Here is a 25,839-nt window from a genome sequence, read left to right as displayed (position 1 = left end):
AGGCCCAAACCTTCTGCAACGCGCGCCGCACTGCGCCTCCCGCGCCGGCAAGGCGCGGCCTGCTGCGCAACAGGCTCCGCGCTCGCCGTTCATTCGCTCGCCTCCGGCTTGCCATTGCGGCCCAACAACTTCTGGATGCCAGCGCCCATCTTCAGCACCTTGCCCAGCGTGGCGGTGGACAGCCGCAGCATTTCCCGCGTCCACGCGGTCAAGGTGTCCATGAATTGCCAGGTATTGCGTATCCGCTGCTGCACCAGCGGGCTTTCCAGCTTGAAGTCCGGACTCTCCATGCACTCGCGCAGCACTTGCAGCGTCGGCTCGATCTCGCGCCGCTGCCGCTCGGCGACAATGATGCGGAACAGTTCCCACACATCGCCCGAGGTCTCGAAATGATCGCGCCTATCTCCCAGCACATGGGCGATGCGGATCAGTTTCCAGCTTTGCAGCTCCTTCAAGCTGTTGCTGACATTGGAGCGGGCGACATTCAGCGTTTCCGCCAGTTCCTCCGCGCACATCGCCTTGCCGCTGATGAACAGCAGCGCGTGTATTTGCGCGACCGTGCGGTTGACGCCCCAGCGGGTGCCCATCTCGCCCCAGTGCAGTACGAATCGTTGGCTTACAGGTGTGAGTTCCATGAGATACACGATAGTTATTTCCGAAATTTCTGTCAACAGAGAAATTTAAGCGCGCAAGCGCACCTCCCATCGCCATCCCGCCCGGCGCTACTCCACCGCCGTCGATTGCGTCAGGCCTTCGCCTTGAGCGTCGCGCTGCAAACGTCGACTCAGATTCTCCAGATAGTCGGCCCGGCCGCGTCTCAAGATATAGTCGCGGTAATTATTGGTTTTCAAATCGCGCCACGCCTGCTCCCGCGCGCTGCGGGACCGCTCCAGCGCGGAGGCGAGCAACTCATCGGACAAAGGCAGCTGCGCCGGCGTCATCATGGTATAGCCGTAGCGCTGCATATAGTCCTGGCATGCGGTTTCTATCAATTCGATCTCGCGCATCGACAGCTGCTGCCTGAACTTGTCCGCATGCGCGGCTATCGGCGGAAAATAATTGGATGACCACAGCGCCGACAAGTTGGCGATCTGCGCCGCCTCGGCGGAGCTGCGGATATCCAGCATCTGCGGCAAGAAGACCAAGCCGAAGAAATCGCAGATCTGCCTCAGCGCGCGCTCCTGATCCTGCAGAAAGTCTTCGTAGCGGATGGTCAGCACTTTGTCCGGATAGCGCGTCAGCAAATGATCCGCCGCCTGATAGGCCGCCACCCAAGTCTTGAGATTCAGCGCGGTGTCGAAGTCGTGGATGATGGCGCGATTGATCGAGGCGACTTGCGCGCGCGGGTCTCGCACCACATTGAGAAACCTCATCTGGGGAAACAGCTGCAACAACTCGTCGGCGTAATGGACGTTATCCAAAGATTTATCCATCACCACGCGCGCGCCTTGCCTCTCACCCGCGCGGAACAACAGCTCCCAGGCAATCCTGTGCACGCTGCGCGGCTGGCCGGCCAAGGCCTCGAAGATTTCCACGGGATCAAACACCGCATCCGGCCACTTGACCATGCTCACGGCCTGCAGGCCCACCACGTCCACCACCAGCTGAAAGTAGTTCCGGTCCTCGCTCAAATCGCCGTACAGCGGAAGCAGCGGGACGAAATCCACCAGATGCAAAGGATAAGGCGAATAAAAGTCTCGGCTGAAGTTCAAGCGCAGCCGCAAAGCGTGGCTGCCGCAGCGGCGCAGCGGAATCATCAGCACGGGTAAAGGACGATCGCCTTCATATCTGGAAATCATGATCTCGCTCCACGGCAAGATTGAACAAACCGCAACAGTGCTGGGTCATTCTCGTCAGCAGATCCACGGACTCCCTCAGCGCCATCAGCGAGGTATCCACGGTCAAGGCGGCATGATCCGGCGCTTCGTACGGCGCGGAAATGCCGGTGAATTGAACGATTTCGCCTGACCTCGCCTTGGCGTACAAGCCTTTGCAGTCTCTTTGCTCGCACACCGCCAGCGAGGTGCTGACATATACTTCCGCGAACCGCGTTTCCCCCACGATGCCGCGCGCGCGCTCTCTGTCCTCGCGCAGCGGGGAAATGCAAGCGACGATGACGATCAACCCCGCGTCGTTCATCAACCCCGCCACTTCCGCCAATCTGCGGATATTCTCGCTGCGATCCTGATGGGAAAAACCCAGATCGCGGTTCAGGCCATGGCGCAGATTGTCGCCGTCCAGCGCCACCGCCGAAAAGCCGTCGTCAATCAGCCGCCTCTCCAGCGCGTAGGCGATGGTGGATTTCCCCGCGCCGCTCAGCCCGGTCATCCAGATCGTCAGGGCCTCATGGCCGAACAAGGCTTGGCGGCAAGCGCTGCTTACCCGGCTGCTGCTTTTGAAAATATGCTTAGGCGCACTCGACTCAATCGGCAAACGCTCCATCTCGCCACCCCACTGACCATTTTCTTGCTTTTTCAACACCTTATTAAGAAATAGTGGCTAATTGGATAGTTATCTAGTCAAAAGTACAGACCTAGCATTTGTACGTATTTTGATTTTCATAACGACGGCCGCATAGCCATGCCATGGATTTACCGCGGCATGCAAATGAAATATCGCCAGCAGTTTTACGGTCAAACCATGCGGACCCTGATTATCGGCAATAGCGGCAGCGGCAAAACCTGGTTGGCATCTCGGCTGGCCGCCGCCGCCGGCCTCCCCATCACGCACCTGGACCACCTTGTTCTGGCAGGACGGCGGATTCCATGCCCAGACCTGTTGCGGAACAACAGGACATGGTCGCCGTGGCGCTGAGCGCGGCCGACTGGATCGTGGAGGGCGTCTTCGGCCAACTGGCGCAATCCTTCCTCCCCCATGCCCAGAGCCTGGTCTGGCTGGATCTGCCCTGGCCCGTTTGCCGCGTCAGGCTCATCAAACGCCTCGCCGGCGGCGCCCACCTGGATAGAACGCAAGATTCCGATGCCGCGGCGGCCTTGCTGGCCTGGGCCTCGGAATACGATGCGCGATCCGGATCGTGTTCCCGGGCGGGCCATCTGGGATTATTCGACGCGTTCTCCGGCGAGAAGACCCGGCTGCAAAGCGAGGAGCAGACGCAAGCCTGGCTTGATGCCAGGCTTGCGGCGTACTAGCGGGGCAACGCAGCCCTTCTCGCGATCATGGGCTTACATGCATATACGGCGTGGTGCTGACGGTCGCGGAAATCGAGCAGCCGCCACTCAGCGGAGCATTGCTCAGCACTATGGATGTTTGGCTGCCGCTATCTACAATCTTGCCGCCAACCTGGCTGGGACCGCATAAACCGCCGAGTATGGGTGTATTGACGCTCACCGAGGCATTGTCGAAAGACAGTTGATCGGTGGCCAGCACCTTGCCCACCCAGGGCGTGTCCGGCGTGGCGCTGGCCTTGATCATCCTGCACACGGGAATGCCCTTGAAAACCACGTTGCTGATCAGGATGTTGCCGCCGCCATCCACCGTGCCGCTGAAGGTCACGGTGCAATCCACCTCCACGCCGGACTTGCCGACTACCGCCGGACCAACCGCCGTGAACGGAGCCGCCGCGCCATTGGGGCCGGGCGGCGTGATGGTCACAGCGGAAGCCGGCAACGACATGCCGGCAGCCAAGGCGAAAATACCGACAGCCAGAATCTTTTCTATTTTTTTCATCTTGGAATGCCACCTTATGATTTTGGTTTGGATTGATGCGCTCGCTTAATTTCGCTTTGAAACTGCCAAACCGCGGCAAGTCCAGCCCCATCAAGCTTGAGCAAATATTGAATTGGCATCAAAAGACTGGATTTGACCAAGATCATGCAAAGCATGCCCGCGCACTGGCCACAAGGGCAGGACAAGGTCTGCTTGACGCGACCGTTACAAATTAAGTACATTGGAATGATGGAAATCCTCTCCGCTCTTCGACACCATCACCACCACGGCAGGCCAATTGGCGCCGCGGATGGCATGGCGATTGATACAGAGGGATGCGATAGCTGATCTCATTGATCAGCCACCCAAACAGGCGCCGCAAGGCGCCTTTTTTATGGCTATGTCCCAATTCCGTGTTGGGAGCTATGCTGAATACAGTAGCAGACCGGGAGTCGCGCCATGGATGCCCAGAGTTTTCAGCGTTTTCTTGCCCAACTGGATCAGCTCACGCTCAAACAGAGGAGCTTGCTGTCTTCTGCGCTTAAACATCCCACTCACCATGACGCCATTCAGGACGCCTTGCCTGACCTGACGGCTTGCCCACACTGCCAGGCCGAGGCCAACCAGTTGGCGTTATGGGGCTGGAGCCGAGGCCTGCGGCGTTATCGCTGCAAACAGTGCCACCGGACCTGCAATGCCTTGTCGGGCAGTCCATTAGCCAAATTGCGCAAGGCCGATCGCTGGCTGAGCTACGCCCAAGCACTGCAGGATGGCTTGACCGTGCGAGCAGCCGCTCGTGCATGCGGCATCAGCAAGAACACGGCTTTCCTATGGCGGCATCGCTTCTTGCATCGCGCATCAGACCATCTGGCGGCGCAAGCCCGAGGCATCGTCGAAGTAGATGAAACCTTCATTCTGGAATCATTCAAAGGGCAGCGGTGCCTCCCCCGCGCGCCGCGCCAGCGGGGTGGCGTCAGCCAAACACGGGGAACCGGGCCGGATCAGATTCCCATCATGGTGGTGCAGGACCGAGAGGGACATATAGCGGACTTCAAGTTGAAGAAGCTCAATGGCGCTCATGTGGAAGCGGCTTTAGCCCCGTTGGTGGATAGCGACGCCATCCTGTGTTCGGACGGCGCAGCGGTGTACTCGACCTTTGCCAGGCAGCATGGCATTACCCATCGAGTCGTGCATGCCAAGACGGGACAGCGGGTACGCGAGGGGGCGTTCCATATCCAGCATGTGAATGCCTACCATAGCCGCTTGAAGCTTTGGATGGCTCGATTCCACGGGGTTGCCACCAAATACCTTGAAAACTATCTGGGGTGGCGACGGATGCTGGAGCGCTATCAGCAAACCATGCAGCCTTGCCACTGCTTGCAGGAGGCAGTGGGTCGTCCCTTGCAACACATTATTGGGACATAGCCTTTTTTATTGCCCACGACAAATGGCACTCTTAAGGAGAATTGCATGACTATGATCCGAGGCACCCGCATCATCCTTGGCCGGCAGGCCGCGACTATCCGCAAGCTGGAGAACCTGTTCCGGAGCTGGCTTCATTGACGCAGGGGCCGAAGAAGCCATCCTGCCCGCGCTTTGGAGCCAGGACACTTTCATCTCCAAAACCGGCGGCAGCGAAATTCTCGACCAAATGTGGGCTTTCCCCGATCGGAAAGGCCGCCCCTGCTGCCTGATCCCGGAAGCCACCGCCTTGTTTCAGGAACGATGCAAGACGTTTCTGGATGGCCGGCGCGAAGCCGCTTTCTTCTACATCGCCCGCTGCTACCGTTATGAACGGCCGCAAGCGGGACGATACCGGGAATTCACCCAGCTGGGATTCGAAATCCTGAGCCCATCGCCGTCAGAAGGCCTGGCGCGCAGCATAGCGATATGCCGCGGCTTTCTGGACAGTTTGGGACTGCGCTATGAATTGGACTGCGCCGCGCGGCGCGGGCTTAGCTACTACCTGGACGGAGAGGGATTCGAGATGCGGGCGCCGGAGCTTGGCGCGCAAAAGCAACTGGCCGGCGGCGGCCCTTATCGGGAAGGCGCGGGTTTCGGCATCGGGCTGGAGCGCCTGGCGCTGGCCCTGGAGGCGCAAGGCATTGCGCTTGATTGAACCCGCGTAGCGGGAATGGCCAAGGCCGGGCGGCGACGCCCGGCCCCAATCGCAGATCAGCCGCCGGTGCCGCCGACCGTCAGGCCGCCATCGATGCGCAGCGTGGGCTGGCCCACGCCTACCGGCACGCTCTGGCCTTCTTTGCCGCAGACGCCCACGCCCTGATCCAGCGCCAGATCATTGCCGACCATGGAAACATAGTTCAGCACTTCCGGACCGCTGCCGATCAGCGTGGCGCCCTTGACCGGATAGGTCAGCTTGCCATTCTCGATCCGCCACGCTTCGGAAGCGGAAAACACGAATTTGCCATTGGTGATGTCCACCTGGCCGCCGCCGAAATTCACCGCGTACAAACCATCCTTCACCGAGGCGATGATCTCGCCCGGATCATGCTGGCCGGCCAACATATAGGTGTTGGTCATCCGCGGCATCGGAATGCTGGCGTAGGACTCGCGCCGGCCATTGCCGGTGCTGGCCACCTGCATCAGCCGCGAGTTCATCGCATCCTGCATATAGCCCTTGAGAATGCCGTCCTCGATCAGCACCGTGCGCTGGGTCGGATTGCCTTCGTCGTCGATGGCCAGCGCGCCGCGGCGGCCCTCCATCACACCGTCGTCCACCACGGTCACGCCCGGCGCCGCCACTCGCTGGCCCACCATGCCGGAGAAGGCCGAGGTGCCTTTGCGGTTGAAGTCGCCTTCCAGGCCATGGCCGATAGCCTCATGCAGCAGCACGCCCGGCCAGCCCGGCCCCAACACCACCGTCATCTGGCCTGCCGGCGCAGGACGCGCTTCCAGATTGGTCAGCGCCTGCTTCACCGCCTCGCGGGTGTACTTCTCCACCATGGCGTCGTCGAAATAGCTCAGATCGAATCGGCCGCCGCCGCCGGAGGAGCCTTGCTCGCGCCGGCCGTTCTGCTCGGCGATCACCATCACCGACACCCGCGACAGCGGGCGCACATCGGCGGCGCGCACGCCGTCGTGGCGCGCCACGTAGACCACGTCGTATTCGGTGGCCAGGCCCGCCATCACCTGAATCACTCGCGGATCCATGGCCTTGGCCAGGCGCTCCACCTTTTCCAGCAGCGCCACCTTGGCGGCGGATTCCATGCTGTGACAGGGATCGATGGCCGGATACAGCGGCTTGGCGACTCGAGTCTCCACCGCGCCCACGCTGCCGTCGCCGCCGGTCTGGCCGATGGCGCGCACCGCGTCGGCCGCATGGTTCAGCGCCTCTTGGCCGATGGCGTCCGAGTAGGCGAAGGCGGTCTTGTCGCCCGCCACGGCGCGCACGCCTACGCCCTGATCGATGCTGAAACTGCCGGATTTGACGATGCCCTCTTCCAGATGCCAGCCCTCATTGCGGGTGTACTGGAAATACAGATCGGCGTAGTCGATGTCGTGATGGCGCATCCGCGCCAGCGTTTGTTCGATGGCGGATTCGTCCAGCCCATAAGGCTTGAGCAATAAGTCATCTGCGATGGTGAAGGCGTCTTGCATCATGTCTCTTTCAGCGTATGACCCGGTGCGACAGCGCCGGCAGGCGGTCTCGCACTGAGTGTATGAGTTCGGGGTCGATTTCGGCCGTGATCACGCCTTCGCCTTGCGGCAGCTCGGCGACGATGCGTCCCCACGGATCGATGATCATGGAGTGGCCGTGGGTGCGGCGGCCGTTTTCATGCAGCCCGCCTTGCGCGGTGGCCAGCACATAGCATTGGTTCTCGATCGCGCGCGTTCTGAGCAGCGGCTCCCAGTGGGCCTCGCCGGTGGTCGCGGTAAAGGCCGCCGGCAAAATCAACAGATCGAAGGGCGACAGCAAGCGAAACTGCTCAGGAAAGCGGAGATCGTAGCAAATGCCCAGCGCGATGTCGGCCAAAGGCGTTTCCGCCTTGATGGGGGTATCGCCCGGCGTGATGGTATTGGACTCGCAATAACTCTCGCCCTGGCCGCTGAAGCCGAACAGGTGGATTTTGTCATAGCGGGCGCACACTTCTCCGGCCGGGCTGAACAGCAGGCTGCTGTTCAGCACTTTATCCGGTTCCGGCCCAGCCAGCGGCGCCGTGCCGCCCAGCAGCCAGAGTTTGTGGCGACGCGCCATATCGGCCAGCGCCTGCTGGATAGGGCCGTTGCCGAAGGCTTCGCGCGCCGCGACCTTGTCGGTATCCTTGGCGCCCATCAGGCAAAAATATTCCGGCAAGGCCGCCAATTGCGCGCCATGCCGCGCCGCCTCGGCCAGCAATTGATCCGCGCGCGCCAGATTCGCGTCCACATCGCAGCCGGACACCATTTGCACCGCGGCGGCGACAAACTTCTGCTTCATGGTTTCTTCCCCTTGATATTGACCGGCGGTCCAACATTGATGCGGGCGACTTGCGGCTCTTTCAAGGAGCCGCTGACCGCATAGTCCAGCGACAGAATCTTGCCTACGGGATCCTGCAGCACTTTCTGCGCCGCCAAGGTGGCGATGCCTACCACAGGATTCAACAACGCGGCGCCGGCCGCCAAGGCCACGCTTTCCGCCAGATGCGGCACCACATGCACCTTGAGCGACTGGGTCTCCTTGCCCAGATCCACGCTGCCCGATATCGTCACCTCCGCCGCCGGGCTCTTCATTTCCACTCTATCCGAGCGGAACACGCCGTTTTTGGCGCTGGCTTCGCCTTTCAGCGTATCAAAAGCGAAGCCATCGCTGAAGACATCGGTGAAATCCAGGCGGATGCGCCGCGGCAGCGATTGCAAGCTGAGCACCCCCAGCAGCCGCGCCGCGCCGACATCCACTTTGGCGAAGCGGCCGTTGCGGAAATCCAGGTCCAGATCGCCGGACAGCTTGGCGGCGTCCAAATCGCCCAGCTCGCCCGGCCAGCTCAGTTTTCCGGACAACTGCCCCTGGCCATTGCGGAACACATCGCCCTGGCCGAGGCGAGCCAACAATTTGCCGGCATTGGATACATCCAAATGAAAACTGGCCTCCACATTGCCGGCCCCGGCGTCGTCCGCCCTTATGCTGCCGGTCAGCACGCCGTCGCCGGCATCCAGCCGCAGCGGATTCATCAGCCACAGATCGCCGTCGCGCCGCGCCGTCATCTCCAGCTTGCCGATGGCCTGCCCCTGCAGCGACAGATTGGCGACCTTCACCTTCATCGCCGGCAAGGTTTTCATCTTGACCTCGCCCAGCCCGCCCTTGCCATCCTGCAAAGGCCAATTCAACGCCAGCCGCGACAGGTTCGCCTGCACCAGCCCGCCGTCTGCCGCCTGATAACTGCCCTCGCCTTCCGCTTCGCGCGAATTCAGTTTAAGCGCCCACGCATCGGCCTGCTGCCTGTTATTGAGCGCGGCGCTGACTTGATGCAGCGAGAAACCGCCCAGCTGCAGCAAAGGCGTTTCCACCTCCGCCAGCACCGTCGGCATCGCATCGCCGCCTTGCGCCGGCAGAGCCGACTGCCACGCCAGCCACTCGTCCAGCTTGATGCTGGGCTGGGCGATCCTCACCGCCATGCCGTTGCCCGGCCACTCCCCAGCCGCGCGGCCCAGGCCCAGCGCGCCCGTTTCCAGGCCGCCGTTCGCGCCCAAGCGCAGCTTGCCGGACAGTTGCGGCCCCAATTCGAAATCCAGGCGCATGGCTTGGCCAAACCTCGCCGGCGCGGGCTTGAGCAGAATCTGCAGCGGCATGTCCGCGCCCGCCGCCTTGCCCAATGGCGTTGGAGCTTGCAAAGCGACGCCTTGCAGACTGGAGCCCAATTGCAGGCTTTCCAGCCCGTCCTTGATCACGAACTGTCCCTGGAAGCGCGACCGTCCCGTCGCCAGCGCAGCCAGCGGCGGCACGTAACGCTGCAGCACCGGCTGGATATCCGCGTCTCCGGCGATGGCGAAACGCATCCGTTTGTCAGCCCCGGTATGCGCGCTCAGATGGAAAGGCCCGCCGAAGGCATGCAGGCTCACGCCATTGCTGTCCACCCCGCGCTCGGTGAAGGTCAAGCGCCCCTGCGCCTGATCCAGCTCCGGCAGGGGCAAATGGATGAATTGCAGCTTGTTGCGCCGGAAGTCGATGTCGCCCCTCACCCTGACCGGCTCCTCGCCGGCCAGCGGAATCGCCAGATGCAGCTTCAGCGCCGCCTTGCCGTCGGCCTTGACGCCGCCGGTGAAGCCGCCCAGCCAGCCATCCACCGGACTCTTGACGGTAAAATCCAGCATCCTGGCCAATTCGTCGTCGGCGCCGCCGTCTATGGTCAACAGCGGCGCGTCGGCGCCCAGCTTATCGATCTCGGCCACCACATTGCGCAAGGGCACGCCCAGGGTACTGGCGCGCTTGCCCTCTACCCGCATCGTCTCATTGTGGAACACCAGTTTGGCGTCGATATCGTCTATGGTCGGCCAGCCAGGCTGGTAGGCCAGCCTCACGCCCTCGACATCGGCCTCGACCTGAAACAGTCCGCCCTTGCCGCCCTCGAAAGGAAATTGCTCCAGATCGCCGGCCAGCTTCATTTTCACATTGTTCGCTCGGCCATCGCGCAGCGCCTGCCGCAGCCAGCGCATGGTGTGCTCGCCGACTTGATGCGGCAGATAGGCCGGCACCCGTTCCGCCTTGACGCTGTCGACCGCGGCGTTCAAATCCACCGCGCCGGCGCCGCTGCCGGAATAGCGATACACGCCATCCAGCTTGCCGTTCAAATCGGCGTTGGAGAAATCCACGCGCTTGAAGGCGATCTCCAGGCCCTTGCCCCCCTGCGTCCAGGCCACATCCGCGCCAAGATGATCGAATGCCAGGGTCTGCGCGAACACCGCCGGATACACCACCTCGCCCTTGCCGCTGTCCAGCTTCAGGCTGCCGCCGGCTTCGCTGAAGGCGATGCTGCCGCTGACGCCGGAAACGCCGGGCAGATCATCGAAAGGCTGCCAGCCCAGCTGATGGAAACGGGAGGCCAGCTGGTAGCTTCGCGGCGACTCCGCCGGCCCTTTCCAGGACAGCGTCACCTGATGCAATTCGCCCTGCGGAGAAAAGCGCGCGAACAAGGGATTGGCGTCCACGCCCAAGGCATGGATGAAAGGCGTCAGATGGCCGACATCGACATTGTCCAAGGTCAGCTCGCCCTCGCCTTTCGCGCCGGGCAGCCATCGCCCCTTGATCGACGACTTGTCGAAAGCCAAGCCCGTCACGCTGGCCAGCGTCAGATCGCTGGCGGCGATGCGGTAGGAGCCATCAGACTCCCGGTCCAACTGCAGCTTGCCCTGCAATTGCGGCAAAACCAGCTCGCGCGAGCTGGGCGGGGTGTACGCGGCATTGCGGACATTGACATCGGCGGACAAGCTGCGCACCGCGCCATCGGCAAAAGACATCTCGAGCGTGCCGTCGCCTTCGCCGCTGCGCAGGGCGCCCATTTGACGCAGATAGCGCGACCAGACGTCCGCCCGCGCACCATTCAAAGCCACTTTGATCGAACCCGACCATTGCTGCCAATGCTGGATGCCGCCGCCCCGCCAACTGGCGCTCAGCTCAAAGCCCTTGCCCAGCGTGGCGGCAGGCAAGCCGGACAACTGCAGGCGGTGTCCCAGCAGGCCGCGCTCCAGCAACAGCCGGCCCTGCTTCAAATCCAGCCGCGGCAAACCCAACCTGTCATCCTGCCAGCCCAGGCTGGCATTGCGGATTTCCAAAACAGGCTGTCTCAGCAGCCAATCGCCCAAGGCATTGTCGGAAGACGGCCCGCTGCTGATATCGAAACCATTGAGGAGGACAATATTGTCGGCGGTGCGCCGCAGCTCCACCGCCGGGCCCTCCACGCGAACCACCAGCCGCGGCTCCCACGCCAGCAGCGAGGTCCACGAAGGCTGGATCGATACCGCGCTCAAAGTGAGCGCCTGCCCGGACGCCGGGTTGGCGATGGAGACGCCCTGCAGATCGAACTGCGGCCCCACATCTTCCCAGTGTCCCGCCAGCCGCGCGATGCTGACCTTATGCCCCAGCGCGGCGGTCAGCTCGCTTTCCAGGCGAGGGCGATACTGATCCAGATTGGGCAATAACCAGAAAGTGAAGCCGGCGAAGGCGGCGGACAGCAAGACGACGGTCAGTCCGGCCACGACGGCCAAGAACAGCAAACCGCGCTTGAGAACGCGCAGCACATGGATATGCGACAACAGCGACAGGGGCTTTTTCAACGAAGGCAAACCGTTACAATGACACGATGGAAAATACGGCGATGAAACCGGCCTCAGCCGCCCCCTGCGCGGCCTCAGGACAGCCGCGTCAAACCGTTCGGAGCTATTATGCCAGCAAACCATAGCGCTGCCATTGCCCGCAGCAGCGAGTTTTCAAACTATTTGCGCCGCTTGCTCGCCGCCCGCCCTGAAGAAGGCGAAAGGCTGCAGACCGGACTGGACCGCCCCTTCTCCATAGACGAGATGCAGGCCTTCGCCGATTGGCCCGCGCTGGCCACCCAAGAGCTGCTGGCGCCAGCGCTCCGCCGCTTGCGCCAGGCGGTGATGGCCAGACTGATCTGCCGCGATCTGGAAGGCCTGGCGCCGCTGGACGAGGTGGTCTCCGTCATCAGCCAGTTCGCCGAATTCGCCGTCCGCCAGGCGCTGAGCAGCGCCGTCGCCTCGCTGGCGCATTACGGCCGCCCGATAGGCGAAGACAGCGGCGAGGAGCAGAAGCTGATCGTCATCGGCATGGGCAAGCTGGGCGGCGGCGAACTCAACGTCAGCTCCGACATCGACCTGATCTTCATCTACCCGGAAGGCGGCGAAACCGACGGCGCCGGCCAGGGCGGCAAAAGCATCAGCAATCACGAGTACTTCACCCAGGTCGGCAAGCGGCTGATCGCGCTGCTCAACGATCTCACCGCCGACGGCCAGGTATTCCGCGTCGACATGCGGCTGCGGCCCTATGGCGACTCCGGCCCGCTGGTGATGAGCTTCGCCGCGCTGGAAAACTACCTGCTGAGCCAGGGCCGCGAATGGGAACGCTACGCCTGGATCAAGGCCAAGGCGCTGACCGGCGATGCCGACGGCCTCGGCCAGCTGGTGCGCCCCTTCGTGTATCGCAAATATCTGGACTACAACGCCTACGGCGCGATGCGCGACCTGCACGCGCAGATCCGCCGCGAAGTCGCCCGCCGCGACATGGCGGACAATATCAAGCTCGGTCCCGGCGGCATCCGCGAAGCCGAATTCATCGCCCAGGTGTTCCAGCTGATCCGCGGCGGCCGGGACAAGACGCTGCAGCTGCGCGGCACGCGCGCCACCCTGACCCGGCTAGGCCAGATGCGCCTGCTGGAGCCGTTCGCGGCCGCGGAGCTGCAGGATGGCTATGCCTTCCTGCGCAAGCTGGAGCATCGCCTGCAGTATCTGGACGACCAGCAAACCCAGACCCTGCCCGCCGATGCGGAAAATCAGCGCAAGATCGCCGCCAGCATGGGCTTTGCCGACTGGGAAGCCTTCCTGCAGGCGCTGGCCGTCCACCGCGGCAAGGTCAGCCGCCATTTCGAGCAGGTGTTCATTCTCCCCACAGACGAACACGCCGAACACCCGCTGTCCGATATGTGGCAGGACATCGCCGACCAGCCGCCGGAGGCGCGCTTGGCCGAGCTGGGTTACGCCGACCCCGCCGGAACCTCGCGGCAACTGAAAGGCCTGGCCCAAAGCCAGCGCTACCTGCAGATGCCGCTGTCCAGCCGCAAAAAACTGGACGCGCTGATGCCGGCGCTGATCGAAGTCGCCTCGAAATTCCCTAATGCCGACGACACGCTGTCCCGCATCATCGGCCTGATGGAAGCCATCAGCCGCCGGGCGTCTTATCTCGCCCTCCTGACCGAGTATCCGCAAACGCTGCAACGGCTGGCCTCTTTGTATTCCGCCAGCGCCTGGGTCTCGGCCTATCTCAGCCGCCATCCCATTTTGCTGGACGAGCTCCTGGACGTGCGCGTGCTTTACGCCGCGCCGGAGTGGCCGCAATTGGCGGCGCAATTGGAAACGCAGATGCAGCAGGCCGCCGGCGACGTGGAGGCGCAGATGGACGCCCTGCGCCACTTCCAGCATGCGCAAAGCTTCCGGCTGGTGGCGCAAGACCTGGCCGGCATGTGGACGGTGGAAGCGCTATCCGACCAACTGTCGCTGCTGGCCGACCTGGTGCTGGAGAGCGCCGTCCGCCACGCCTGGCGGGATATCCCGTCCCGCCACACCGATACGCCGCGCTTCGCCGTGATCGGCTACGGCAAGCTGGGCGGCAAGGAACTGGGCTACGCTTCGGACCTCGACATCATCTTTCTGTATGACGATCCCCACCCGGACGCGCCGGATTTGTATTCGCGGCTGGCGCGCAAGCTGTCCACCTGGCTGACCAGCGCCACCGCCGCCGGCGTGCTGTACGACATCGATCTGCGGTTGCGTCCCAACGGCGCCAGCGGCCTGCTGGTGAGCTCGGTGTCCGCCTTCCGCCAATATCAGGAAAAGCAGGCCTGGGTCTGGGAGCATCAGGCGCTGACCCGCGCCCGCTTCGTGGCCGGCGACACAGCCATAGGCGAACAGTTCGAAACCGAACGCCACGCCATCCTCACCCTGGCGCGCGACGCCGCCAAGCTGCGCGATGAAGTGCAGGCCATGCGCCAAAGAATGCTGGAAACGCATCCGGCCCGCGACGAGGATGTGAAAAACGCCCGCGGCGGCATCATCGACATCGAATTCATCGTCCAATACCTGATCCTGGCGCATGCCGCTTCGTTGCCGTCCATGACCGGCAACACCGGCAACATCGCCCTGCTGGCGGTAGCGGCGGATGCCGGCCTGATAGACCGCCAGCTGGCCGAAGAGGCGCGCGCTTCGTATCGATTGTTCCGCAGGCTGCAACACGCTGCCCGACTGAACGACAAGCAATCGGTGGAGGTGGACCAGGCCTTGTCAGACGCCTACCGCTCCGGGCGGCTGCTATGGCAACAGGTTTTCGAGCAAGCGCTCGATTTTTCCTGACAACGGGTTCACAAGCGGCGCGACTGCGTTATACACTGGCCAGATACCGGGCTGCCGCCGGGACATATGGCGCGGCGGTCCGCAACAAGCACAACACAGGAGAGAACCAAGATGTCGATGGCTGATCGTGACGGATATATCTGGTATGACGGCAAACTGGTGGACTGGCGCGACGCCACCACCCACGTCCTGACCCACACCCTGCACTATGGCATGGGCGTGTTCGAAGGCGTGCGTGCCTACGAAACCGCCAAGGGTCCGGCCATTTTCCGCCTGCAGGACCACACCGAGCGCCTGTTCCGCTCCGCCAAGATCCTGGGCATGGCCCTGCCCTTCACGCCGGAACAGATCAACCAGGCCCACCTGGACGTGGTCAAGGCCAATGGTCTGAAGTCCTGCTACTTCCGCCCGATGGCCTTCTACGGCTCCGGCAAGCTGGGCGTGGCGCCGATGAAGAACGATGTGCAGGTAATCGTGGCCGCCTGGCCCTGGGGCGCCTATCTGGGCGAAGAAGGCCTGGAAAAAGGCATCCGCGTGAAGACCAGCTCTTTCACCCGCCATCACGTCAACATCACCATGTGCAAGGCCAAGGCCAACGGCAACTACATGAACTCCATCCTGGCCAATAACGAGGCCACGGCGGACGGCTATGACGAAGCCCTGCTCTTGGACGTGGACGGTTTCGTGGCCGAAGGTTCGGGCGAAAACATCTTCATCGTCCGCAAGGGCAAGCTATATACTCCGGACCTGACCAGCGCGTTGGAAGGCATCACCCGCGACACCGTGGTGCAGATCGCCCACGAAATGGGCCTGCAGCTGGTAGAAAAGCGCATCACCCGCGATGAAGTCTACAGCGCCGACGAAGCCTTCTTCACCGGCACCGCCGCCGAAGTGACGCCGATCCGCGAACTAGACCGCCGCCCGATCGGCAACGGTTCCCGCGGCGCCATCACCGCCGAAATCCAGAAGCGTTACTTCAGCATCGTCAAGGGTCAGGACGCAGAACACGAGCATTGGCTCACATATGTGAAATAAAACGGGTAATATCCGCCCTGCGCGCGCCAGCAGCGAACCGGCAACGGTCCTGCTGGCCTGCGCATTTCGGAGACCCCGCCGCCGCAACAAGGAATGACAATGGCCGAACTGAAAGAAAATACCGAACGCTATATCGAAGTCACCCAGCACGACCTGCCGCTGCACTGCCCGATGCCGGACATGAAGGCCTGGAACTCGCACCCGCGCGTCTATCTGCCGGTTCACAAGACCGGCGAAGCGCTCTGTCCTTACTGCGGCACCCAGTACAAGTTGATCGGCCCCGTCGGCCATCACCACTGAGTCCAGGCGGTTCCCGAGCAAGAGGGTGTGGCCGCGGCCACGCCTTTTTTGCTTGCGCCGCCAAATGCGAGCCGGTTTCCGCAGCCGGCTGTCATTTGGAAATGGAAGCATCCCCAATGAAGAAGAAAATCCTGGTCATCGGCCCCTCCTGGGTCGGCGACAGCGTGATGGCTCAACCGCTTTACCGCCGCCTGCACCAGCGCCATCCCGGCCTGGAGCTGCATGTATTCGCCCCCGCCTGGACCTTGCCCTTGCTGGCGCGCATGCCGGAAGTGGCCAAATCGCACCTCAACCCCTTCGGCCACGGCGCGCTGCGCCTGATGGAGCGCTGGAAAATCGCGCGCCTGCTGGCGAGGGAAAAGTTCGACCAAGTGATCGTGCTGCCCAATTCGCTGAAATCGGCGTTGATTCCGCTACTCGCCGGCATCCCGCTGCGCACCGGCTTTCTGGGCGAATCGCGCTACGGCTTGCTGAACGATGCCCGCGAGCTGGATGAACAAGCCTTGCCGATGATGGTGGAGCGCTTCTGCGCCTTGGGCGAGGACAAAAACTGCCCAGTCCTGCGCCCCATCCCCCACCCGCAGTTGCAGGCGGACGGCAGCGCCCTCCAGGCGCTGGCCGCCAAACTGGGCCTGGACCTGAGCCGCCCCGCCATCGCCTTCTGCCCCGGCGCGGAATACGGCCCGGCCAAGCGCTGGCCGGCGCGGCACTTCGCCGAGCTGGCGAAACGTTTTGACGAGGCCGGCTACAGCGTCTGGCTGTTTGGCTCGCCCAAAGACAAGGAAATCGGCGAGGACATCGCGCGCCTAGCCGAAGGCAAGACCCTCAACCTATGCGGCGCGACCGGCCTGGAAGAAGCCATCGACCTGATGGGCTGGGTGGACCTGGCCGTCTGCAACGACTCCGGGCTGATGCACGTCGCAGCGGCGCTGGACAAACCTATCGTGGCGCTGTACGGCTCTTCCAGCCCCGATTTCACGCCGCCGCTGTCGGATCGCGCCGCCATCGTATCGCTGAACCTGGACTGCAGCCCCTGCTTCGAACGGGTCTGTCCTTACGGCCACACCCACTGCCTGGAAAACCTGCAGCCCGAGATGGCCTGGCAGGCCGCCCGCCAGCTATTGGCTGCCAAACCCCACTCCGCCGCGGAGACCGAATGAACGCCTCGGAAGCCCCGCAACCGCCAGAAGAAAACAGCCGCCGCATGGCGCTGATCCGCGCCGCCGCCATCCTGTTTCGCGACCAGGGCTACGAACGCACCACGGTCCGCGACCTCGGCAGCGCCGTCGGCATGCAATCCGGCAGCCTGTTCTACCACTTCCGCACCAAGGAAGAGATTCTGGTCGCGGTGATGGCGCTGGGCATCGCCAGCACCACGGAACAACTGGCGGAGGCGCTCGCTCAAGCAAGCAGCCTTCAAGACAAACTGGCCGCGCTGTTCCGCGTCCACCTGAACTCCTTGCTTGGCGACAATCAAGCGGCATTGGAGGTGATGCTTTACGAATGGCGCAGCGTCTCGGAGGCCGCCAAGCCGGGCCTGGTGATATTGCGTGACCGTTATGAAGCCTTATGGCAACAGGTGCTGGATGAAGCCGCGGCCGCCGGCCTGGTCAAACAAGACACCCGGTTGCTGCGACGCACCTTGCTGGGCAGCCTGCACTGGACCGTGCAATGGTTCAAACGCGACGGCGGCCTGACGGTGGATGAACTGGCAAACAACATGCTGCGGCTGGTCCTGCTCGAAAGTACAGCAAACAGTTGAACCTTCGTCTGGAAAGTAGTCTAATATCAACGATATAGGACCAATGGGACCATAGCCATGGCAAACATCGCCAGTGTCGGCTATACAACGACGCAACCGCTCTATGCCGGGCAAAACACCCGGCAGGTGCAGTCGTCGCTGGACAACGCCCAGCCAGCGCCGCAGCAAGCCACCAGCCAACCGCAAACAGTCACTGCGGTACGGCAGAACCCCGACTCGGCTCGCGTCGAACAGCAGCTGCAGCAACAGCTGACTGCCAGCCAGACCGCGCAAACTCAACAGACAACGCAGACTCAACAGGCCACGGCGCAGACAGCGGCCGCGGCTCAAGCCAACCAGCAGGCCGCAGCCACGCCGACTGACACGCTAGCGACTGCGCCTCAGCCCGCCGTCGCAGCCGCGGCAGCGCCAGGCGTGAATGGCAACAACACTCAGCAGAGTGCAGCCGCCAATACCACGGCTCAAGCGGCTACGCCCCCGCAAGGCGGCCAAGCCGCCAACGGCCAATCCGCCAACACGGCTCAAAACGCTCAGCTAGCCACGCCTGCCGCCACTGCAACCCAGCAGGCCGCGCCGCAAACGCCCACTCCGGCGCAAACAGCCACGTCGCAAGCTACGCAGGCCACTCAGCCTGTCGAACAAGCGCAGCGCCGCGGCAACAGCGGCCAATTGGCTGTCGCGCAATACCAAGCCAACCAGTCGCTGCTGCAACCCAGCGTCTCCAGCACCACGCTTTCCGCCACCGCCTGATTCGGAAAAGCAGAACAAGCTCCCATCAAAGCGGCCATCCAGTGGATGGCCGTTATTGTTTGAGCCACGCCGCAGTTCCCCCGAACCAAAACCACTTCAATACACACACAGCCAAACCACGATTCAGATTCAGCGCCTTCGGCCTAAGCACTGCCTACGATTCGCAAATAACGGACTTCGCCGGTGTGGCTGCCCTCTCCTTCCTGGATTATTGTTATGTAACAGCCAAACTCCGCCCAAGATCCAGCTATGCATCAGGCCCATGATGGCCAAGCAGACACGTCGCCCTTAAGCCAAAAGCAACGAGAATCCATCTAGATTATGGGTTGAAAATGAACTCCATATCCATCATAACCTACAACATTCACAAAGGAATGTCGCCGATGAACCGCCATCTTCGGTTAAACGACATGGGCGAGGCGCTGGCGGAACTATCCCCCGACATGGTGTTTTTGCAAGAGGTGCAAGGCCGCAATCTTGAGCGAGCCCTGCGGCACCGCCACTGGCCCGCGCAAGCGCAGCATCGCGTCCTGGCCGACCGGCTGGCGCATCATGCGGTATATGGGCTGAACGCCAGCTATGATCATGGCCATCACGGCAATGCCTTGCTGACGCGCTTCAAGGTGAAGGAATGGTGCAACCGCAACATCTCGGTCAACCGCTTCGAAAGCCGCGGCGTGCTGCAATGCCAGCTGCAGCCGGATGGCTGGCAGCAACCGGTGGTGGCCCTGTGCGGCCATTTCAATCTGCTGGCTTTCGACCGGCGCAAGCAATATCGAGGTCTGGCGGACTATGTGCAGGCGGCGATTTCAGAACACGCGCCGCTGATTCTGGCCGGCGATTTCAACGACTGGCGCGGCGAGGCCAGCGCCCTGCTGGAAAGAGAGCTAGGCTTGCAAGAAGTGTTTCTGCAGCTGCATGGCAGCCACGCCGCCAGCTTTCCGGCGCGCCTGCCCATGTTGACGCTGGATCGCATCTATATTCGCGGCCTGAAGGTGGAAAAAGCGGAAATCTTGCGCGGGAAACCTTGGTCCATGCTGTCAGACCACCTTCCCTTGCGCGCCGAGCTCAGCCCCCTGTGACTTGGATGTTTCCGCCTCGCAACCCCTCCAAATAACAAAATAATATTAAAAAATATCGCCCGACTATATCACAAAGCACTTTTTGCAATATGGCGACAGTTTTATATAATTTTTCAAAAGGTGGTTGACGCTAAGCGAAAAAGCATGTTCAATCTCAATCAAATTTATCGCCGATTTGAACACAGCTTGCGGGCGTAAAACAGCTAAAGCGTGGGTAGACAGACCCAGCATCACCGAATCTGTCTACATGATCCAAGGGACCACCCGAAGATTTCCACAGCCAAAGCCCGCCGCAACAATCGGTGGGCTTTATGCTTTGGGAGTGTTTGGAATGATTCATCTGCAAAATATCCGCAAACGGTTTCGCCGCCCTGAAGGCGGCTGGTTCGACGCCGTGGCGGAAACCTCTTTGTCCATCCGCGAAGGCGAAGTCTTCGGACTGATCGGCTTTTCCGGCGCCGGCAAATCCACGTTGCTGCGCCTGATCAATCTGCTGGAGCGCCCGGACGCCGGCGCCGTCATCGTCGACGGCCAGGACCTGACCAGCCTGTCCGCCAAACAACTCCGCGCCGCCCGCCAAAACATCGGCATGGTGTTTCAGCAGTTCAATCTGCTGACCAACCGCACCGTGGCCGGCAATATCGCCTTCCCGCTGGAAATCGCCGGCTGGAGCCAAGCCGACATCGAAAAACGCGTGGCCGAGTGCCTGGCCGTGGTCGGCCTGGAAGACCGCGCCAACCACTACCCGGCCCAGCTGTCCGGCGGCCAGAAGCAGCGCGTCGGCATCGCCCGCGCCTTGGCGCCCCGCCCGCATGTGATTCTGGCCGACGAGCCGACTTCGGCGCTGGACCCGAAAACCACCCAGTCCATCCTGGATTGCCTGCAGGACATCAACGCGCGCTTCGGCGTCACCATCGTCATCGTCACCCACGAAATGCACGTGGTGCGCAGCATCTGCCATCGCGCCGCGGTGCTGGACCAAGGCCAAGTCGTGGAAGTGGTCGATGTGAACAACCGAGAAGTGGAAGCCGACTCCGATCTGGCCCGCTCGCTGCTGGAGGCCGCGTAAATGGATGCCGCAACCCTGAACGAAGCGCTGCAAAACCTGCAATCGATGGCGCCGGAAATCTGGCAGGCGATCAAGGAAACCGGCCTGATGCTGGGCCTGGGCCTCGCCGCCGCCATCCTGTTCGGCGGCCCGCTGGGCGTGATCCTGTATCTGTCGCAGCAAGGCCAGATGTTCGCCAACCGCGCCGTCAACGGCGTGCTCAGTTGGCTGGTAAACCTGGTGCGCTCCTTCCCCTTCATTATCCTGATGGTGTCGCTGGTGCCGCTGACCCGCGTGATCGTCGGCAGCACCATAGGCCCGGTGGCCGCGTCGGTGCCGCTGGCCTTCGCCGCCATTCCCTACTTTGCCAGACTGGTGGAGCAGACGCTGCGCGAAATCCCCCGCGGCGTGGTGGAAGCGGCCGAAGCGATGGGCGCGAGCCCGCTGCAGATCATCTTCAAGGTGTTGATCAATGAAGCGCGCTCCGGCCTGATTTCCAGCCTCACCATCCTGACCATCAGCTTCCTCAGCTACACCGCGGTGGCCGGCGTGGTGGGCGGCGGCGGCATCGGCGACCTGGCCATCCGCTACGGCTACTACCGCTTCCAGACCGACGTGATGGTGGCCATGGTGCTGCTGTTGGTGGTGCTGGTGCAAATCATCCAGCTGCTGGGCAACCGCCTGGCGGCCAAGCTCGACAAACGTTGATTTTCAAGACACGCAGAATTTAAAGGAGAGAAAAATGCGTAGATTCGTCATCAAGGCAGTTGCTGCATCCGTAGTGGGCCTGGCGTTGGCCGGCCATGTTCTGGCCGCCGACCCGGCCAAGAAGGAAATCGTCATCGGCACCACCGTCGGCGACTTCGGCGACATGGTCAAGCAATCGATCAAGCCGCAGCTGGAAAAGCAAGGCTACTCGGTCAAGCTGGTGGAGTTCACCGACTATGTGCGCCCCAACCTGGCGCTGCAAGAAGGCTCGCTGGACGTGAACGTGTTCCAGCACAAGCCCTACCTCGACAACTTCGCCAAAGAACACAAGCTGTCGCTGAAGGAAGCGTTCCAGGTGCCGACCGCTCCGCTGGGCATCTATCCGGGCAAGCTGAAGTCGCTGAAGGACGCCAAGCCGGGTGTGACCATCGCCGCGCCTAACGATCCGTCCAACTTCGCCCGCGCGCTGGTGATGCTGAGCGATCTGGGCTGGGTGAAGCTGAAGCCGGGCGTCAACCCGCTGACCGCTTCCGAGCGCGACATCGCCGACAACCTGAAGAAAGTGAAGATCGTGCCGCTGGAGGCTGCTCAGCTGCCGCGCTCCCGCAGCGATGTGGACTTCGCCGTGATCAACGGCAACTACGCCACCAGCTCCGGCATCAAGCTGACCGACGCTGTTTATCAGGAGAAGAGCTACGCCTACGTGAACTGGGGCGTGGTGCGCGCCGCCGATGCCGCCAAACCGTGGGCCAAGGATGTGATTGCCGCCTACAACTCGCCGGCGTTCAAGTCCTACACCAAACAAAAGTTCGCCGGCTACAAGCTGCCGCAGAACTGGAACTGAGTTTTTCTTGTAACACTCCTGGCTACAAGACTTGACGGAGGGCTGCGGCCCTCCTTTTTTTATTTCGGCGCCGACGGCTTTATAATCGCGCCATGTGCGTCAACTTCCACTCCCCCACGCCGCTGCAACTGGAGCGCCAATTCGGCCTGATCGCGCCCGAAGGCGATTGGCCAGAGCAATGCTGGCAGGACAAGCTCGCGCCCATCATCATCGACAACGGCGACGGCGACGGCGCCTTCGGCTTCCTGGCCAGCTACGGCTTCATTCCCGCCCGCCATCAGTCAAAAGACGCGCGGCTGACCACCATGAACGCCAGGGCCGAAACCGTAGGCCAATTGCGCAGCTATCGAGACGCCTGGCGCAACTGCCAGCTCTGCCTGGTGCCGATGCAGGGTTTCTACGAACCCTGCTATGAAAGCGGCCGGGCGGTGCGCACCCGCATAGGCATGCGGGACGACGCGCCTTTCGCCGTCGCCGGGCTATGGCGGCGCTGGCAAGAAGCGGATGGCTCGGCCAGTTACAGCTTTACCCAAATCACCATCAACGCCGACCATCACCCTTTGATGCAGCGCATGCACCGGCCCGGCGATGAAAAGCGCAGCCTCGTCATCATCCCGCGGGAACACTGGCATGATTGGCTGACCTGCCGCGATCCCGAACTGGCGCGCGCGATGCTGGCTGGCTTCCCCCATCAACTGATGAGCGCGCGCGCCGAGCCATTGGTCAATAATCGGTCCCCAAGCACAATCCGCGACTTATTCGATGACCATGAAACATGAAGCCCTTTACGCATCTTGATAAAACCATATTTTAAAGCGATTAGGTTTTTCTAATTTCGAATTTTAAATGCCATGGACATATGATTGAATGTAGGTATTAAATATTTCAAGCCCATATAGTCATGGACTACCTCTCTTTCACCCACGCCCTTGCTTTTGGCTCGCTGTTCTTGACCTCCTGGCTTTCAGCCCTTTCCATTCTGCCGCTGGGACTGAGTCCTAAACCAGACCATCCCCAATCGATTTTGGTGAAAGCAGCACAATCCCGATATTTTGGCTGGCTGCAGCTTGCGATCGCCGCCTCGATGGCGACCGCCCAACTAGGTTGGCTACAAGCTATAGCCGCAACCTTCGCCTTGCTGGTCGCCTTGCTGGGCACATTTGCCGGGAAACATTGCAATTGCCTGGGCCGCTTCACACCAGCCAGTCGGATCGCCGCTCATGCGCTCCGGGCATGGCTAGCCATCTGCGCTACGCTCATCCTCTATCTGAACTGGAAGGCAGAACCACAACTGCAGCCCACTTCAAGCTGGCCTGTCATGCTGTTCTTTTATCTTCTAGCCACAATAGCCGCCATCGCCTCCTTGGCCCCAGCGCAACAACAAACTCCAGAACCGGCGGCCTCAAATAGACCAACAGACTCGCTGAGCCCAGGCCTAGTACTTGGACGCTATCAAAACACTCATGTTCGCCTCGAAGAAGCTGCGATTCCGGACAAACCGCTTATGCTGGTCTTCTTGGCCAGTGATTGCCCCCATTGCAAACGCGCACTGGCATACATCGCCAAATTCATTCATGGGTTCGGTATCGATTTTCCTATTGTGCTAATCAGTAATGGGACAAAAGAAATGCCTGAATCTATAGCCAATGCATCCCTTCCCGGCATCTATTCTCTCGAAGACGAGAAGATGACGGTGTACCGACACTTAAAGGCTGCAGGCACCCCCTCTGCCATCTTGCTCCATGGCAGCACTCTCAACCTGCTATCCCCTGTCAGCCATGGCATTGGAAAAATCCGGATTCTTCTCAGCTTAGCCGCCAATCTACTAGATCCAGATGATTAAAGCCTTACTTGAACCCGAATATAGGGTAAGAGCTAACCCTCTATCTGAAATAGCTCAATCTAAACAAAGGAAAAATCATGCGTGAATTGCAAACTTCTGAAATAGCCTTGCTGGGTGGATCCGCTCGCGCAATCTGCACGTCTTTAAATGATGTCGGCATTGGACTAGGTGCGGCAGCAGCTGTCGCAGGTGGAGCCGCCGCCATTCCAACCCCCGCGACTCCTGCCCTTGCGGGGTTCGCGGCGCTGTCAGGCCTACTGGGCGCGGGTGCTGCTTATCTGGGCAACCATTGCGAATGAAGCAAATTGCGTAATCTATTGGTCGTATTGATCAGTGTGGTCGCCAGTTTTCTGCTATTAATCCTAGCAGCAGAGTGGGCAGGTCGAATCCAACAATGGACTCACACGCTGGATGAAACAATTCGCCATGCGCTGACGCCCCTGTTGCTAGCCATCGCAGGTGCACTTCTCGGCACATCCGGGTGCTTAGCATATAGAAAAGGGCGTAGGCCTCACAAATAAGACCAGGCCTGTCTTCTCAACGAGAAGGCAGGCATTTTCATATGGATAAACAGCATCGCATGCCATACGGGCCACAACTATCAAAAGGACCAGGTTCCTAGACGGCAGGGTCAATTACACTCAATTTCAAGCGCGGCGCAGTCCGCGCGCCGCGCACCCGCCAGGATCAACGCATCAGGAATTCCCCCCCCATCTCACTCCAAGGAGCAAGCATGGCCATCCTGACTGGCAGAAATCTGATCCAACCCCTTTTGCTTTGCATCGCCCTACTCGCTTCCGGCCACGCGCCGGCGGCCAATCTTACCGCCGCGGCGGCTACGCCCAGCCATCCCGCCAAGGTGCCTGGCGACTATGTCGTCACGCCATTCGGCTACTTCCACCCCAGCTGCGTGCAGGAAATTTCTGCTGGAGAAAAGTTATTGCCGCTAGGCAAAATCCAGGCCGCCAATGGCAGCGTCCGCGCCGGCGCCCGCTGCGCGCATGCTCGTTACAGCCTGAGCGGCCAGAAAATCGGGCCTCAGGATCGCCAAGCCGCCGGCAAGACCCCTTCAGCGTCCACGCAGGATGATGGCGTCAGCGGCTGGGTGGCGGACAGCGAGTTGATCACCAGTTCGGCCTATGGCGGCATCAACGCCAGCTGGATCGTACCCGCCGCGCCAAGCAGCAATGACGGCCAGGTGGTTTACTTCTTCCCCGGCCTGCAGGATCACAACAATGTGCAAAGCATCCTGCAGCCGGTGCTGGGCTGGAACGCCTTTGGCGACAGCGCCTGGACCATAGCCAGCTGGAACTGCTGCCAGGACGGCACCGTCAACCACAGCTCGCCGCAAACGGTGAACAGCGGCGACCAGATCGTCGGCACGGTGCAAAACAACTGCAAGGCTGGAACGAAAACCTGCGGCTCATGGAACATCAATACCCGCGACGCCACCCTGAACGTGGAGAGCCCGCTGAACCAGACCGGCAACTATGGCCAGACCTTCAACTGGGCTTTCGGCGGCGTGCTGGAAGTATATGGCGTGGCCAGTTGCCAGGACTATCCGGCCGACGGCGCGATGAGTTTCAACAATGTTCAGCTGTTTGACGTGAACAAGCGGCAGATCACGCAACCGTCTGGCTTAGGCTGGCAAGCCAACGTCCTGCAGCAAGTGGGCTGCAATGTGAATGCCACCGCCAACCCGACAGCGACTGCCATCAGTTACTGAGC

23 protein-coding genes are annotated in these 25,839 nt (G+C 61.6%); 16 read left to right on the top strand and 7 right to left on the bottom strand.

From position 1 onward, the window contains the following. Positions 1-89: 89 nt before the first annotated feature. The 3 genes from NKT35_RS17460 to cysC all read right to left on the bottom strand — a co-directional run bounded on the left by NKT35_RS17460 (position 90) and on the right by cysC (position 2,478). Positions 90-635 carry a GbsR/MarR family transcriptional regulator gene (locus NKT35_RS17460; protein ID WP_254295350.1) on the bottom strand — a complete coding sequence of 182 codons (546 nt, stop codon included), beginning with the start codon at positions 633-635 and terminating at the stop codon, positions 90-92. 87 nt (positions 636-722) lie between these two features. Continuing rightward, a complete protein-coding gene (locus tag NKT35_RS17455) occupies positions 723-1,799 on the bottom strand; it encodes a sulfotransferase family protein (protein WP_254295348.1) in 1,077 nt (358 codons plus the stop codon). Continuing rightward, positions 1,783-2,478, bottom strand: a complete 696-nt coding sequence (gene cysC, locus NKT35_RS17450; RefSeq protein ID WP_254295347.1) for an adenylyl-sulfate kinase — start codon at positions 2,476-2,478, stop codon at positions 1,783-1,785. Before cysC ends, NKT35_RS17455 begins: the two co-directional genes overlap by 17 nt. Positions 2,479-2,765: 287 nt before the next feature. On the opposite strand from cysC, the gene NKT35_RS17445 reads away from it, so the two are divergent. Next, positions 2,766-3,149: a P-loop NTPase family protein gene (locus NKT35_RS17445; protein ID WP_254295345.1), complete on the top strand. Its 384-nt coding sequence runs from the start codon at positions 2,766-2,768 to the stop codon at positions 3,147-3,149. Between the two features lie 25 nt (positions 3,150-3,174). Here NKT35_RS17445 and NKT35_RS17440 read toward each other — a convergent pair whose 3' ends face one another. Next, positions 3,175-3,687 (bottom strand): PraA/PraB family alkane oxidation protein activator, encoded by a 513-nt coding sequence (locus NKT35_RS17440; protein ID WP_254295343.1) that lies wholly within the window; start codon positions 3,685-3,687, stop codon positions 3,175-3,177. 438 nt (positions 3,688-4,125) lie between these two features. On the opposite strand from NKT35_RS17440, the gene NKT35_RS17435 reads away from it, so the two are divergent. Further along, entirely contained in the window at positions 4,126-5,091 is a 966-nt protein-coding gene (locus NKT35_RS17435; protein ID WP_254293992.1) for an IS1595 family transposase, read from the top strand. Positions 5,092-5,224: 133 nt separating this feature from the next. Continuing rightward, positions 5,225-5,785, top strand: a complete 561-nt coding sequence (locus NKT35_RS17430) for an ATP phosphoribosyltransferase regulatory subunit (RefSeq protein WP_254301409.1) — start codon at positions 5,225-5,227, stop codon at positions 5,783-5,785. Positions 5,786-5,841: 56 nt separating this feature from the next. Here NKT35_RS17430 and tldD read toward each other — a convergent pair whose 3' ends face one another. Genes tldD through NKT35_RS17415 form a run of 3 tightly spaced genes read right to left on the bottom strand, consistent with a single transcriptional unit; the run spans position 5,842 to position 11,934 of the window. After that, positions 5,842-7,284: a metalloprotease TldD gene (gene tldD, locus NKT35_RS17425; RefSeq protein ID WP_254301408.1), complete on the bottom strand. Its 1,443-nt coding sequence runs from the start codon at positions 7,282-7,284 to the stop codon at positions 5,842-5,844. Positions 7,285-7,294: 10 nt separating this feature from the next. Continuing rightward, positions 7,295-8,104: a carbon-nitrogen hydrolase family protein gene (locus NKT35_RS17420; RefSeq protein ID WP_254295341.1), complete on the bottom strand. Its 810-nt coding sequence runs from the start codon at positions 8,102-8,104 to the stop codon at positions 7,295-7,297. Continuing rightward, the gene (locus tag NKT35_RS17415; RefSeq protein WP_254295334.1) at positions 8,101-11,934 is read right to left on the bottom strand and encodes a YhdP family protein; all 3,834 of its coding nucleotides are present in this window, start codon (positions 11,932-11,934) and stop codon (positions 8,101-8,103) included. The genes NKT35_RS17420 and NKT35_RS17415 overlap by 4 nt, the downstream gene beginning before the upstream one ends. A 108-nt stretch (positions 11,935-12,042) precedes the next feature. On the opposite strand from NKT35_RS17415, the gene glnE reads away from it, so the two are divergent. The 13 genes from glnE to NKT35_RS17350 all read left to right on the top strand — a co-directional run bounded on the left by glnE (position 12,043) and on the right by NKT35_RS17350 (position 25,837). Further along, entirely contained in the window at positions 12,043-14,739 is a 2,697-nt protein-coding gene (gene glnE / locus NKT35_RS17410; protein ID WP_254295328.1) for a bifunctional [glutamate--ammonia ligase]-adenylyl-L-tyrosine phosphorylase/[glutamate--ammonia-ligase] adenylyltransferase, read from the top strand. Between the two features lie 111 nt (positions 14,740-14,850). After that, a complete protein-coding gene (locus tag NKT35_RS17405; RefSeq protein ID WP_254295327.1) occupies positions 14,851-15,774 on the top strand; it encodes a branched-chain amino acid transaminase in 924 nt (307 codons plus the stop codon). Between the two features lie 99 nt (positions 15,775-15,873). Then, positions 15,874-16,074: a zinc-finger domain-containing protein gene (locus tag NKT35_RS17400; RefSeq protein ID WP_254295326.1), complete on the top strand. Its 201-nt coding sequence runs from the start codon at positions 15,874-15,876 to the stop codon at positions 16,072-16,074. Between the two features lie 116 nt (positions 16,075-16,190). Then, positions 16,191-17,234 carry a lipopolysaccharide heptosyltransferase II gene (waaF, locus tag NKT35_RS17395; RefSeq protein ID WP_254295325.1) on the top strand — a complete coding sequence of 348 codons (1,044 nt, stop codon included), beginning with the start codon at positions 16,191-16,193 and terminating at the stop codon, positions 17,232-17,234. Continuing rightward, positions 17,231-17,836 carry a TetR/AcrR family transcriptional regulator gene (locus NKT35_RS17390; protein WP_254295324.1) on the top strand — a complete coding sequence of 202 codons (606 nt, stop codon included), beginning with the start codon at positions 17,231-17,233 and terminating at the stop codon, positions 17,834-17,836. Before waaF ends, NKT35_RS17390 begins: the two co-directional genes overlap by 4 nt. Before the next feature lie 57 nt (positions 17,837-17,893). Then, positions 17,894-18,586: a hypothetical protein gene (locus NKT35_RS17385; protein ID WP_254295323.1), complete on the top strand. Its 693-nt coding sequence runs from the start codon at positions 17,894-17,896 to the stop codon at positions 18,584-18,586. 332 nt (positions 18,587-18,918) lie between these two features. Continuing rightward, the gene (locus NKT35_RS17380) at positions 18,919-19,668 is read left to right on the top strand and encodes an endonuclease/exonuclease/phosphatase family protein (RefSeq protein WP_371926374.1); all 750 of its coding nucleotides are present in this window, start codon (positions 18,919-18,921) and stop codon (positions 19,666-19,668) included. Positions 19,669-19,999: 331 nt separating this feature from the next. Beyond that, a complete protein-coding gene (locus NKT35_RS17375; protein ID WP_254295321.1) occupies positions 20,000-20,737 on the top strand; it encodes a methionine ABC transporter ATP-binding protein in 738 nt (245 codons plus the stop codon). Further along, complete coding sequence (locus tag NKT35_RS17370; protein ID WP_254295320.1) at positions 20,738-21,424, top strand: methionine ABC transporter permease; 687 nt, start codon at positions 20,738-20,740, stop codon at positions 21,422-21,424. It abuts the gene before it with no gap. Positions 21,425-21,458: 34 nt separating this feature from the next. Continuing rightward, complete coding sequence (locus NKT35_RS17365) at positions 21,459-22,268, top strand: MetQ/NlpA family ABC transporter substrate-binding protein (RefSeq protein WP_254295319.1); 810 nt, start codon at positions 21,459-21,461, stop codon at positions 22,266-22,268. Positions 22,269-22,360: 92 nt separating this feature from the next. Continuing rightward, positions 22,361-23,047 carry an SOS response-associated peptidase gene (locus NKT35_RS17360; protein WP_254295318.1) on the top strand — a complete coding sequence of 229 codons (687 nt, stop codon included), beginning with the start codon at positions 22,361-22,363 and terminating at the stop codon, positions 23,045-23,047. 122 nt (positions 23,048-23,169) lie between these two features. After that, entirely contained in the window at positions 23,170-24,111 is a 942-nt protein-coding gene (locus tag NKT35_RS17355) for a thioredoxin domain-containing protein (RefSeq protein WP_254295317.1), read from the top strand. Between the two features lie 733 nt (positions 24,112-24,844). Beyond that, on the top strand, positions 24,845-25,837 hold the full coding sequence (locus NKT35_RS17350; RefSeq protein WP_254295315.1) for a hypothetical protein: 993 nt from the start codon (positions 24,845-24,847) through the stop codon (positions 25,835-25,837). Positions 25,838-25,839: the final 2 nt, after the last annotated feature.

The sequence above is a fragment of the Chromobacterium sp. IIBBL 290-4 genome, from assembly GCF_024207115.1.
Lineage (GTDB): Bacteria > Pseudomonadota > Gammaproteobacteria > Burkholderiales > Chromobacteriaceae > Chromobacterium.
This window is presented reverse-complemented; position numbering and strand designations above follow the sequence as displayed.